Here is a 12,030-nt window from a genome sequence, read left to right as displayed (position 1 = left end):
ATCTCGGAGCGATCCAAACGGCTGGTCTGGCTCAACCCCGAGGGGCGGATGGCCTGGGGCTGGGGCGATTCCGAAATGCCGCGCTATTCCGCCTTCTGCACCGTGGTGCGGCAGTGCTCCACCGCCAAGCAACTGGAGCGGGCGGTATCGGACATCGTGGCGGCGTATCAGTAGTCATTGTGCTGCCTGGTAGACTAACGTCCGCCGCCCTCTGGGCTTTGAAATTCTACCCTGAAGGTCATAGGTTCAAATCCTGTCCCCACTGCGCCTCAAATACGGTGACGTGAGTTTATGACCCAGAGCGGACGTTGATCTGCGCGAAGTCAAAGCCGAGAGAAAGCCACAACCGCCAGCGACAAAGAGAACACGAGGAAGTGCAAGAACATCATCGGGATCATAGTCACCCCGAGCCAATAGGCGAATGGCCTCTCAACGCGATCATAGATGGTGAATGTGTAGTATTTGCTAGGAAAATAGTAAGCGCGATCGCTGCTGACGAGCCATCGCCCTGTGCGCACAGCCGTTCGCCAAATGGGCCAGAATTGCCACCCAAACAGTATGGTGAACATCAAAGGCATCGAGCATAAGACGAGAACGAAGAGCTTTTCCATGCAACAACGTTGAGGGTCGAAGGAAACGAAACTAAGCTGCTAACCGCGCGTTAGGTCGCGCTGCTGCTGTTGATAAACGAACAACGTAACGATGTTCCCAATAGGAACACTGAAGAAAACGACGGCTGCGTACTCAACGGGAACGTCAAACACCGCCAGTGGGATCATTATGACGAATGCCCATGCGGCGTTAATCATGCTTCGCTTGAACCACGTGCCAAGCGTTGGAATGCCCCAGAACCAGTCGCTCAAAAAGTACCACAGACTCACAGGGCCCTCATTGCGGCAAGCTACAACCGGATGTAGCCGAACTCCACAAGTTCTACTGAGAACGGTTAAGGGTGCGTCAACCACCGCGCAGGCCACCCTGCAGATCCCCGCAACCAATCAATTTTCTCAAAGGTCGCTGCTTAGCGGCTTACTGGGTGTGCCGCGATATAACCGGCAACCAAAGAGCCCGCCTACCGCGGCGAGGGCTGCGCCGCGGCCGAGGGCAGTGCGACCAGCTCGCTTTCCGCGGCGCGGTGCGCGGGCAGTTCGCCGGCGGCGTCGAGCACGGGGTAGGCTACCGAGCAGATGTGCGAGTGGATGCGACGGAGGTCGCGCAGCACGTCGAGATGCAGCGAGGTGGTTTCGAGGCTCTCGGGCCGGCCCTCGCGCAGGCGGTCGAGGTGCCGTTCGGGTTGAGCGGCCGCGACGGAGTCGCCGATCAGCCGATCAGCCATCGGCCCTTGTGGATGTCGAACTTGACCGCGCCTTCGCTGCGCATTTTCATCAGCAACGACTGGCAAGCTTCCTCGTTGGGCAGGTTGGCGCGTTTCATGACTTCATAGATCTTGAGCGGCTTCTCGCGGAGCGCGGTCAGAATCTTTTCGCGATCGTTCAACATCACACGGGCTCCTCAAGGTGATCGGCGGCAGGACAGGGGCTTCTGCCGTTTTGGCGAGATGCGCAAGGACTTTGCGTGCCCGGGCCGCGGTCCGATGGACTCTTTCTGTTCACGGAGAACGAACAGGGGGCGTGAAATCCGGCCCGGATGACTGGTTAAAGAATCGTCATTAACCGAGTCTATTTGCAAATCATAAACGCCCCGCTGGCAGTCTGGTGAAGTCCAGGAGGGTGCCATGGTGATTTATCCCGTGCCTGCCGCGGTGACGCAGGCCAAGATCCAGCTTGTCATCGACGAGACCGCAAAAGCGCATGCCACGGTGATCAACAGCGACGTGCGGGCGCTTGTCGAGGCTCAGCGACAGGCCGAGCAGCAGGCTCTGGTCGACGTCAAGGCCTGACGCTGGCGCCGATGAACGCCCGGAAGTGACGCGATGAGCGGTGACTTCCGGCGTTGGTGCTTATCCGTCGTGACGTGCCGGGCTAACGATGCTAGTTCAACCAGCTGATTTGGGGCGGCGAGATGCCCCCCCGGGATAGATGGCGCTGCGGAGAAACCCACCGATGCGCGTTGCTGCTTTCGCGATTGTGATCATCGCGACGATTTGGACCGCGGCGCCGGCTCGGGCCCAGACCTATGATCCGAAATACCCGGTCTGCCTCGAGCTCTACGGCGAAGACGGCAGCGTCATCGAATGCGGGTTCACCTCGCTGGCGCAGTGCACGCAGGCGGCATCGGGCGGCCGCTCCGCCATGTGTTTCAATAATCCCTATTTTGCGAATGCGGCCGCGCCTGCGGTACCGCGTCCCGAAGCGCCGGTGCGCAGCCCCCCGCGGCGTTGAAATCTGCGGGGATCGAGCAAGGTGGAACCGTGGACCACCGCCGGATTGACGACGCCGTGCTGCGCCCTGGTGTCGCGGCCACCATCCCGCGACCTCCGAAAGCCCCGCCGGACGGTGGGTTCGGGCCGGCTTTGCCAGCACAGGACACAGAAGAGGGCCGTCAACCCCTTGACCCGGCTCGCCAGTCGTTCTGTGATGCGCGCGAGCTATTCCGTCGCTGCACGTTGAGGGGCCTGCCGCGACCGCCGATCCATCGCCTGACCGGACTGCGCATCAAGCTGCCTGTCAGGCATGCCGTTTGCAGGGATGGATTATCGGATCGGCCCATCGACGTGCGCGAGGATAGGCAACCGTTCCGGACGACTCTTGAAAGGCCTAGCCATGAAACGTGTATCCCTGGTTTTCACCGTTGCTCTCGCCGCCGGCCTGACGGCTCAGGCCGCATCCGCGCAAACCCTCAAAACGGTCAAGGACCGCGGCCTGTTATCCTGCGGCGTCGGCCAGGGTCTGCCGGGATTCTCGGCGCCTGACGACAAGGGCAACTGGACCGGGCTCGATGTCGATGTCTGTCGCGCGGTCGCCGCCGCCGTCTTCAACGACCCCAGCAAGGTCAAGTTCGTGCCGTTGTCCGCCAAGGATCGCTTCACGGCGCTGCAGTCCGGCGAAATCGACGTGCTTTCGCGCAATACCACCTGGACGCTTTCCCGCGACACCTCGCTCGGCGCCAATTTTACCGGGGTGACCTATTACGATGGCCAGGGTTTCATGGTGAAGAAGTCCCTCAAGGTCAATTCCGCGCTGGAGCTCAACAGCGCATCGGTCTGCGTGCAGATCGGCACCACGACGGAGCAGAATCTGGCCGACTACTTCAAGGGCAACAACATGAAGTACGAGGTGATCGCATTCGGCACCAACGACGAAGCCGTCAAGGCCTACGAGTCCGGACGCTGTGATGTCTTCACAACCGACGTATCAGGCCTGTATGCTGATCGTCTGAAGCTTGCCAACGCCGCCGATCATGTCGTGCTTCCGGAGGTGATTTCGAAGGAGCCGCTCGGTCCGATGGTGCGCCATGGCGACGACCAGTGGTTCGACATCGTGAAATGGACGCTCTACGCGATGATTACCGCCGAAGAACTCGGCATCACCCAGAAGAACGTCGATGAAATGGCGAAATCGACCAAGCCGGAAATGAAGCGGGTGTTCGGGACCGATGGCAATCTCGGCGAACAGCTCGGCCTGACCAAGGATTGGGTCGCGCGGATCGTGAAGGCCGTCGGCAATTACGGCGAAACCTTCGACCGCAACGTCGGCGCCGGCTCCAAGCTCGGCATTGCCCGGGGCATCAACGCGCTCTGGAGCAAGGGTGGAATCCAGTACGCGCCGCCGATCCGCTGACCGCCAGCCCAGAGGCTGCGGCGATGGCCATCGAACCCCGAAAACCTCCGCCGCAGTTCGTCGCCAAACTGCAGCGCGCGCTCGGTGGCCGCGCGGGCTGGGGCGGGTTCGTCATCCAGATCCTGTTCGTCGCAGCGCTCGCCTGGATCGCCTATGAAATCGTCGCCAATGCCCGCGCCAACCTGGAGACGCAGAACATCAAGGCCGGCTTTGGCTTCATGGCCAATACGGCCGGGTTTGACGTCAGCCAGAACCTGATCCCGTATTCCGGATCCGATTCCTATATCCGCGTTTTTCTGGTCGGCCTGCTCAACACGCTGTCGGTCTCGATTGTCGGAATCTTCTTCGCCACCATTCTCGGATTTCTGGTGGCATTGGGCCGGCTATCGCCGAACTGGCTGCTGTCGCGGATCGCGGGCGGTTATGTCGAGCTGATCCGCAACCTGCCGCTGCTGTTCCAGATCCTGTTCTGGTATCTCGCGGTGCTGGCCGCGCTGCCCGGTCCGAGGCAGAGCGTCTCGCTGTTCGGCAGCTTCTTTCTCAGTAACCGCGGTTTCGTGGTTCCAAAGCCGATCGGCAATCCCGGCTTCGAGCCATTCATGGCGGCCATCGTGATTGCGGTGATCGCATCATTGCTGCTGCAGCGCTACGCCCGCAAGCAACTGTTCGACCACGGCCGGATGATCCGGATCTGGCCCTGGGTGCTGGGGATGATGATCGGGCTGCCCGTGGTGAGTTCGCTGATATTCGGCGCGCCGGTCAAGTTCGAGATTCCCGAGCTCAGGGGCTTTAATTTTGCCGGCGGCTCGCGCGTCATTCCGGAATTCGTGGCGCTGGCCGTGGCGCTGTCGACCTATACGGCGGCCTTCATCGCCGAGATCGTGCGCGCCGGCATCCAGTCGGTGCACAAGGGACAGATGGAAGCAGGCTCATCGCTCGGGCTGCAGCGCGGTTCGACGTTGCGGCTGATCGTGGTGCCGCAGGCCATGCGGGTGATCCTGCCGCCGCTGACCAACCAGTATCTCAATCTCACCAAGAACTCGTCGCTGGCGGTGGCGATCGGATATCCCGACCTGGTGTCGGTCTTCGCCGGCACGACGCTGAGCCAGACCGGGCAGGCCATCGAAATCATCGCGATCACGATGGGCGTCTATCTGCTGATTTCGCTGGTGACCAGCGCGATCATGAGCTTCTACGGATGGCGGCTTGGACGGAGCCTTGGTCCATGAGGATTCCTGGCCCATGAGCGATTTCGCGCCGCCACCCTTCGTCCGCCAGGAGCTCGTTCCGGAGCGCGCCGCGCCGATCAAGACCACCGGCTTTGTCGGGTTCCTGCGCACCCGGCTGTTCAATTCGCCAATCAACGTCCTGCTGACCATCGGCGGAATCCTGCTGCTGTGGTTCACCGTCGTTCCCTCGGTGAAATTCCTGCTGATCGATGCGGTATGGACCGGAAAGGACCGTACCGCCTGTCTGGCGCCGAGTCCGGACCAGACGGTCGGCGCATGCTGGCCCTTCATCCAGGCGAAGTTCAGCCAGTTCATCTATGGCTTCTATCCGGAGGCCGAGCGGTGGCGGGTCGACCTGACCTTCGCGCTCGCCGCGTTGCTGCTGTTGCCGCTTCTGATTCCGCGGCTGCCGGCCAAGGCTCTCAATGCCGGCCTGTTCTTCATTGCGCTTCCCTGCGTCGCCTTCTTCCTGCTGCATGGCGGCGGATTGAAGGGTTTCGGCGTCAGCTGGATGGAAGGGCTGTTGTCCGGTTTCAACGACAGCATCGGCGATGGCGGCGGCAAACTCGTGACGTTCAGCCAGACAGTCCCGATCATCGGATCGCTGCTCTGGCTGCTGGGCAAATTTCTCGTCCTGCTCAGCATGGCTGTTTTCTATGTGCTCTTGCCGCTGACCTGGCTCAACGACAAGATCCTGGCGTCGGCCAGCCCGCTCTGGGCGGACTTCGCCGCCACCGCCGCCATCGTGTCGCTGCTGTTGTTTTTCCTGGCCGGCGGCGTTCGTACCGGATGGCGCGCGCTGGCCGTCAGCCTTTTGACCTTCGCCGGCATCTTCGTGGTGATGGCCGTGATGGGGCTGGACCGCGGCGGATTGCCGGTTGTCGGCACAAGGCTGTGGGGCGGCCTGCTGGTGACGCTGGTGGTGTCGGTGGTGGGCATCGTCGCCTCGATGCCGGTCGGCATCGCGCTGGCGCTGGGGCGGCGCTCGACGATTCCGTTGATCCGGATCTTCTCGATCGCGTTCATCGAGTTCTGGCGCGGGGTGCCGCTGATCACGGTACTGTTCTTCGCGACCTATATGCTGCCGCTGTTCGTTCCCACAGGCTTTACCATCGATGGACTGATGCGGGCCTTGATCGGCATCGCGCTGTTTGCCGGGGCCTATCAGGCGGAGGTGATCCGGGGCGGCCTGCAGGCGATCCCGCGCGGGCAGGGCGAAGCGGCCAGCGCGCTCGGCCTGTCCTGGGGCAAGACCACGGCGCTGATCGTGCTGCCGCAGGCGCTGCGCCATGTCATCCCCGGCCTCGTCAACAGCTTCATCGCGCTGTTCAAGGACACCTCGCTGGTGTCGATCGTAGCATTGTTCGACCTGCTCGGAATCCTCCGGGCGGCCTTCGCCGATCCGGTCTGGTCGACGCCGACCACGCTGTTCACCGGCTTCGCCTTCACCGGCCTGATCTATTTCGCCTTCTGTTTTGGCATGTCGCGTTATTCACTGTTCGTCGAGCGCCGGCTGAACGCACACCAGCGTAACTGAGTGGGATGACCATGACCGCGAACTCGATCGTCACCATCGACGGCCTCAACAAATGGTACGGGGATTTTCACGTGCTGCGCGACATCAACCTCGATGTCGCCAAGGGCGAGCGCATCGTGATCTGCGGCCCCTCGGGTTCGGGCAAGTCGACGCTGATCCGCTGTATCAACGCGCTGGAGGAATTCCAGGAAGGCGAGATCGTCGTCGACGGCATCGAACTCGGGCCGAATTTGCGGCGCGTCGATGAAGTCCGGCGCGAAGTCGGCATGGTGTTCCAGAGCTTCAACCTGTTTCCGCACCTGACCGTGCTGGAAAACTGCACGCTGGCGCCGATCTGGGTTCGCAACATCCCGAAGAAGGATGCCGAAGCCACCGCGATGAAATATCTGGAGCGGGTGAAAATCCCGCATCAGGCCAACAAGTTTCCCGGCCAGATGTCGGGCGGCCAGCAGCAGCGCGTCGCGATCGCGCGCGCGCTGACCATGAACCCGAAGGTCATGCTGTTCGACGAGCCGACCTCGGCGCTGGATCCCGAAATGGTCAAGGAAGTGCTCGACACCATGGTCGATCTGGCCAGCGAGGGCATGACCATGCTGGTGGTGACCCACGAAATGGGCTTTGCCAAGGAAGTCGCCAACCGGGTCGTCTTCATGGACGCCGGGCAGATCATCGAGTCCAACACGCCGGCGAACTTCTTCGCCAATCCGCAGCACGCGCGGACGAAGCTGTTTCTGAGCCAGATTTTGCGGTGATCGTTTTCTGCCTCATGGTGAGGAGCGTGTCAGGCGCCGCCTGACGCGCGTCTCGAACCATCTGGCACATGGCTTGTCGCCATCCTTCGAAACGCCGCGCGAAGCGCGCGCGGCTCCTCCAGCGACAACGGCGAAGCCGTTGCGCGGGGATGAGGTCGGGAATCGTGGCTTTTTGGCTCACACCTTCTCGAACGGCACCTCGATCTGGCTGCGCTTCTCGAGCCACGCCGGCACGGGCAGGTTCTTCGAGCGCATGAACGCCGGATTGAACAGTTTCGACTGATAGCGGCCGCCGGAATCGCAGAGGATGGTCACGATGGTCTTGCCGGGCCCGAGCTGCTTTCCGAGCTGGATCGCGCCGGCGATGTTGATGCCGCTGGAGCCGCCGAGGCACAGGCCCTCGTGCTCCAGCAGGTCGTAGATCACCGTCACGGCTTCCTCGTCCGAAACCAGGAATGCGTCGTCGACCATGGCGGTCTCGATGACAGGCGTGACGCGGCCGAGGCCTATGCCTTCGGTGATCGAATCGCCCGGCGTCGATTTGGCCTTGCCATTCTTGAACAGCTCGTACATCGCGAAACCATGGGGATCGGCACAGGCGACGACGATGTCCTTGTTCCTTTCCTTCAGCGCCCGGCTGGTGCCTGCCAGCGTTCCGCCGGTCCCGACCGAACAGATGAAGCCGTCGAGCTTGCCGCCGGTCTGTTGCCAGATCTCGGGGCCGGTCGAATCGTAATGCGCCTTGGCGTTGTCCAGATTGTTCCACTGATCGGCGAACAGCACGCCGTTCGGCTCGGTCTTGCGCAATTGCGCGGCCAGCCTCTTGCCGACATGCTGGTAATTGTTCGGATTGCTGTAAGGCAGCGCCGGCACTTCGATCAGCTCCGCGCCGCAGAGCCGAAGCATGTCCTTCTTTTCCTGGCTCTGGGTCTGCGGGATCAGGATCAAGGTCCGGTACCCGCGCGCGCTCGCCACCACCGCAAGACCGATGCCGGTATTGCCCGCGGTCGCTTCCAGCACGAGGCCGCCGGGCTTGAGGTCGCCGCGCTTCTCGGCTTCCAGGATCATCCATTTGCCGGCGCGGTCCTTGACCGACTGGCCGGGATTCATGAACTCGGCCTTGCCGAGGATGGTGCAGCCGGTCGCCTCCGAGGCGTGCTTCAGCTTGATGAGCGGCGTATTGCCGATCGCCTGAACGACATCGTTGTTGAAGGTCATGTCTTGAAAATTGCCAGTTGTTTCCTCAGCCTTGGCGATCCTAAAGGAGCGCGGCGAGGCATACAAGCCGACGCGGGATCATGCTGCCCGCGCGGCCCGGCATGGAATAAACTTGCCCGAAAACATCATTGACGTTCGATTTTATAGAGCCCGACGTTCAGCACGCCGATTTCGAAGCCGAGCCGGCAATAGGCCAGATAATATTCCCACATCCGCTTGAAACGAAGATCGAACCCAAGCGCGCTGATATCAGGCCATGCCCGCAGAAACCGGGCGTGCCATTCGGCAAGTGTGCGCGCATAGCTGTCGCCAAAAAACTCCGAGGAAACCAGCCGCAATCCCGCCTGCGCAATCTGTTGTTCGAGAATTCCCGTCGTGGGCAGCATGCCGCCCGGAAAAATGTAGCGTTGAATGAATTCCGGCCTGCGGCGGTAATTCTCGAAGCGGCTCTGGTCGATCGTGATCACCTGGAGGACGGCAGCACCCTGCGGGTTCAGCCTTTGCCGCAGATTTTCGAAGAAGGTCGGCCAATAGGCCTCACCGACGGCTTCCAGCATCTCGACCGACACCACCCGATCGTAAGTGCCGCCGACGTCGCGATAGTCCTGAAGCCGGAGGTCGGATTGACCCGCAAAGCCCCGCTCGGCCAGTTGCTGCCGGGCATGAGCGAGTTGTTCGGTGGACAGCGTCAATCCCGTCACATGGCTGCCGGTACGCGCGATGATGCGCTCGGCAAGTCCGCCCCAGCCACAGCCGATCTCCAGGATCCGTTCGCCACCAACGAGTCCGAGCCGGTCGATCACGCGATCGAGCTTGGCGCGCTGTGCATCCTCGAGGGACTCGACCGGCGACGAATAGATCGCGGACGAATACATCATGCTGGAATCGAGCCACAATCGATAGAAATCGTTGCCGAGATCGTAGTGAGCCGCGATGTTGCGGCGGCTGCCGCGTCTGGTATTGCGGTTCAGCGCATGACGAAGCTTTGTCAGCGGCTGAGGCGGATTCAGCGCTTCGAACGACAGGGTGTCGTTGGAACGACGTCCCGCGGCGCGCAGGAAGGCGTAGATATCGGGCGTCGACCACTCGCCGGCCAGGTAGCCTTCGGCGAAACCGAGATCGCCGCTCGTCAACAGCCGCATCATGCATTTCCAGCTATGCATCGTCACCTGTGCCTGTTCTCCCGATCGCTTGCCGCCGATCAGGACGCGCCGTCCGCCGGGGGTCTGCAGCAAGATCTCGTCGCAATCGATCTTGCGCAGCATTCGCTGCATGAAGGATTTGAGCAGGGCAGGTGGCGTCGGTGTCCCCGCAAGGTCGAGCGAGCCGGGTGCGGTTTGCTGGTTCTCAGAGGACATGCGTATCGATCCGGTTCGATGTGTTGATGGCGGGTGTGGCATGGCGCGCGGGCGCGGCGGGTCTGGTTCGCATCCGCATTCCCTTCAGCCAGAGACGCAGCGCTTCCCAATGGATCGCCAGCGTGACTTTTGCAGTAATCAGCGGAATCGCGAGAAATATCCGCAGCAGCGCGCGGTCGGTCAATTCCCGGCGAAGCCCGGCGAGGCTGGCGTGAAGGACGCGTTCGCCGTCCTTGCTGGCGTTGATGCCGACCGCGACGCGCTCTGCGGGCTCGGTCAGTCGGAAGTGGTAAGCGAGGTCCATATCCATGAACGGAGATACGTAGAATACCTTGCGGCAGTTTTGCCGGATCTCGTCGGAATTGGCCTCGATGGCGGCGACGTAGGAGTGGCGCTCGCCGAAGGTGTTGTGGACCTCGTAAATTATCGCGGCGAGTTCGCCGCCGGGCCGGTGGCAGTAATAGATGCTGATCGGATTGAAGCTGTAGCCGAGCGTTCGCGGCATGCAGAGCAGGCGGATGGCGCCGCCCGCGATCTCGATTCCGGCTTCCGCCAGCAGCCGTTCGGCCTGGATGCGAAGCGGCGTCGGGCTGCCGTCGCCGAGATCGGCCTCGTGCAATGCGAACAGGTTGAAGCGGTTGTGGGAGAACAGCTTCAGCCGCGCGGTCAGCGCCGTCACTTCATCGAGGTCGATCAGCAGCCAGAAGGCGCGGTAGCGAAATTGATGCACCTTGGGCCGCACCCGCCGATGCGTCACCGCGCCGACATAGAGCGCTGATCGGAACATCATCGCTGCAGCTCCGGGATCGCGGTGCCTGCAGCGCCGCGTTCGAGGACGATGCGTCCGGACTCGTCGGGCACGGTCCACGGCCGCCGCAGCACGCCGAGCTGTTCGGCCACGGCGAGGCCGGCCTGCAGTCCGTCTTCATGAAAACCCGCGCCGAAATGCGCGCCGCAGAACCAGACGTTTCCCTTGCCCTGCAGCGACCAGAGCCGGCGCTGGGCCGATATCGCGGCGGCGTCGAAGATCGGATGATGATAGATCTCGCTGTGATGCACCATCCCGGCATGTGGGGGACGCGGCGGATTGAGGGTGAGAAACAGCGGCGAGTTATCCGGAATGCCTTGCAGCCGGTTCATCCAGTAGGTGACGCCAACACTGTCGCGGGATCCATCGCGCAAACCGATATAGTTCCAGCTCGACCAGGCCGCACGACGCTTCGGCATGAAACCCGGGTCCGAGTGCAGGACGGCCAGGTTGCGGCTGTAACGGAACGCGCCGAGCAATTCGGTTTCGTCCGGCGTCGGATCGGCAAGGGCCGACAACGCCTGATCGGCGTGTGTGGCCATGACGACATGGTCATAGCGGTCGGATCCGCCGCGCGAGTCCGTTACGATGACACCGTCCGCGCTGCGCTGCACCTTGACGACGCCGGTGTTGCGCCTGATCCGGTCGGCAAAGGGCTCGATCAACTGCCTGACGTAAACGATGCTGCCGCCGACCACGGTTTCCCAGGCAGGACGCTGCGTCAGCTGCAGCAGGCCGTGGTTGCGATGGAAGCGAATGAAGGCCGCGACCGGGAATGACAGGATCTCGCTCGGCGGCGCGGACCAGATCGCGCTTGCCATCGGCAGCAGGTGATCGTCGCGGAACGCGGCGCCATAGCCACCAGCCGCGAGATAGTCGCCGAGGCTGATGGTTTCGTCCTGCAGCAGGTCCGCATCGCGCGTCGCCTGCCGGTAGAATTTCACGAGGTCGCGCAGCATCGACCAGAAGCGCGGACGCAAAAGGTTGCCCGGCTGTGCGAGCAAACCGCGCAGGCCGGTGCCGGAATATTCCAGATCGCCGTCATGGAGCGAAACGGCGAGAGACATGTCGGTGGTTTGGGTGGGAACTCCGAGATGACGAAACAGCGCGGACAGGTTGGGGTAGGCCTGACGATTGAAGACAATAAAGCCGGTATCGACTGAAATTCTTTGCACACCGAGGCGGGCCACCACGGTGTTGGAATGGCCGCCGATCCGCTCGGCCCGTTCGTACACCGTCACATCATGGCGCTGGCTCAGCAGCCATGCGGCGGACAGGCCGGAAATCCCGGTTCCAACCACCGCCACCTTCAATCGGATAGCATCCCGCACCAACTGCACTCCCTCGGTTTGGCCCCTCCAGCGGCCCGCCCGGCGGCTGGACACCTC

Annotated in this window: 11 protein-coding genes and 2 pseudogenes; 7 read left to right on the top strand and 6 right to left on the bottom strand. The window is 62.3% G+C overall.

From position 1 onward, the window contains the following. Window positions 1-174: pseudogene (locus Q7U29_RS17050) on the top strand (VWA containing CoxE family protein); the annotation flags it as partial. Between the two features lie 898 nt (window positions 175-1,072). On the opposite strand, the pseudogene Q7U29_RS17045 reads toward Q7U29_RS17050, so the two are convergent. Both Q7U29_RS17045 and Q7U29_RS17040 read right to left on the bottom strand, forming a co-directional pair. Then, window positions 1,073-1,300: pseudogene (locus Q7U29_RS17045) on the bottom strand (Na/Pi cotransporter family protein); the annotation flags it as partial. Window positions 1,301-1,320: 20 nt separating this feature from the next. Continuing rightward, complete coding sequence (locus Q7U29_RS17040; protein ID WP_304743426.1) at window positions 1,321-1,500, bottom strand: hypothetical protein; 180 nt, start codon at window positions 1,498-1,500, stop codon at window positions 1,321-1,323. 235 nt (window positions 1,501-1,735) lie between these two features. Here Q7U29_RS17040 and Q7U29_RS17035 point away from each other — a divergent pair, with 235 nt between their 5' ends. The 6 genes from Q7U29_RS17035 to Q7U29_RS17010 all read left to right on the top strand — a co-directional run bounded on the left by Q7U29_RS17035 (window position 1,736) and on the right by Q7U29_RS17010 (window position 7,258). Next, a complete protein-coding gene (locus tag Q7U29_RS17035) occupies window positions 1,736-1,900 on the top strand; it encodes a hypothetical protein (RefSeq protein WP_304743424.1) in 165 nt (54 codons plus the stop codon). Window positions 1,901-2,063: 163 nt separating this feature from the next. Beyond that, window positions 2,064-2,342 (top strand): DUF3551 domain-containing protein, encoded by a 279-nt coding sequence (locus Q7U29_RS17030; RefSeq protein WP_304743422.1) that lies wholly within the window; start codon window positions 2,064-2,066, stop codon window positions 2,340-2,342. A gap of 381 nt (window positions 2,343-2,723) precedes the next feature. Continuing rightward, on the top strand, window positions 2,724-3,740 hold the full coding sequence (locus tag Q7U29_RS17025; RefSeq protein ID WP_304743421.1) for an amino acid ABC transporter substrate-binding protein: 1,017 nt from the start codon (window positions 2,724-2,726) through the stop codon (window positions 3,738-3,740). Between the two features lie 23 nt (window positions 3,741-3,763). Further along, a complete protein-coding gene (locus Q7U29_RS17020) occupies window positions 3,764-4,969 on the top strand; it encodes an amino acid ABC transporter permease (protein ID WP_304743419.1) in 1,206 nt (401 codons plus the stop codon). Between the two features lie 13 nt (window positions 4,970-4,982). Continuing rightward, the gene (locus Q7U29_RS17015; protein ID WP_304743418.1) at window positions 4,983-6,506 is read left to right on the top strand and encodes an amino acid ABC transporter permease; all 1,524 of its coding nucleotides are present in this window, start codon (window positions 4,983-4,985) and stop codon (window positions 6,504-6,506) included. Window positions 6,507-6,517: 11 nt separating this feature from the next. Further along, window positions 6,518-7,258, top strand: a complete 741-nt coding sequence (locus Q7U29_RS17010) for an amino acid ABC transporter ATP-binding protein (protein WP_304743417.1) — start codon at window positions 6,518-6,520, stop codon at window positions 7,256-7,258. A gap of 177 nt (window positions 7,259-7,435) precedes the next feature. Here Q7U29_RS17010 and Q7U29_RS17005 read toward each other — a convergent pair whose 3' ends face one another. From Q7U29_RS17005 to Q7U29_RS16990, 4 genes are all read right to left on the bottom strand, one after another. Next, window positions 7,436-8,476 (bottom strand): cysteine synthase A, encoded by a 1,041-nt coding sequence (locus Q7U29_RS17005; RefSeq protein WP_304743416.1) that lies wholly within the window; start codon window positions 8,474-8,476, stop codon window positions 7,436-7,438. Window positions 8,477-8,601: 125 nt separating this feature from the next. Then, complete coding sequence (locus tag Q7U29_RS17000; RefSeq protein WP_304743414.1) at window positions 8,602-9,834, bottom strand: cyclopropane-fatty-acyl-phospholipid synthase family protein; 1,233 nt, start codon at window positions 9,832-9,834, stop codon at window positions 8,602-8,604. Beyond that, window positions 9,824-10,624 (bottom strand): DUF1365 domain-containing protein, encoded by an 801-nt coding sequence (locus tag Q7U29_RS16995; protein WP_304743412.1) that lies wholly within the window; start codon window positions 10,622-10,624, stop codon window positions 9,824-9,826. The genes Q7U29_RS17000 and Q7U29_RS16995 overlap by 11 nt, the downstream gene beginning before the upstream one ends. Next, complete coding sequence (locus tag Q7U29_RS16990; protein ID WP_304743427.1) at window positions 10,621-11,976, bottom strand: NAD(P)/FAD-dependent oxidoreductase; 1,356 nt, start codon at window positions 11,974-11,976, stop codon at window positions 10,621-10,623. Before Q7U29_RS16990 ends, Q7U29_RS16995 begins: the two co-directional genes overlap by 4 nt. Window positions 11,977-12,030 lie beyond the last annotated feature (54 nt).

Source organism: Bradyrhizobium sp., assembly GCF_030654605.1.
Taxonomy (GTDB): domain Bacteria; phylum Pseudomonadota; class Alphaproteobacteria; order Rhizobiales; family Xanthobacteraceae; genus Bradyrhizobium.
The sequence above is the reverse complement of the archived record's forward strand: the minus strand, read 5'-3'. Positions and strand labels throughout refer to the sequence as shown.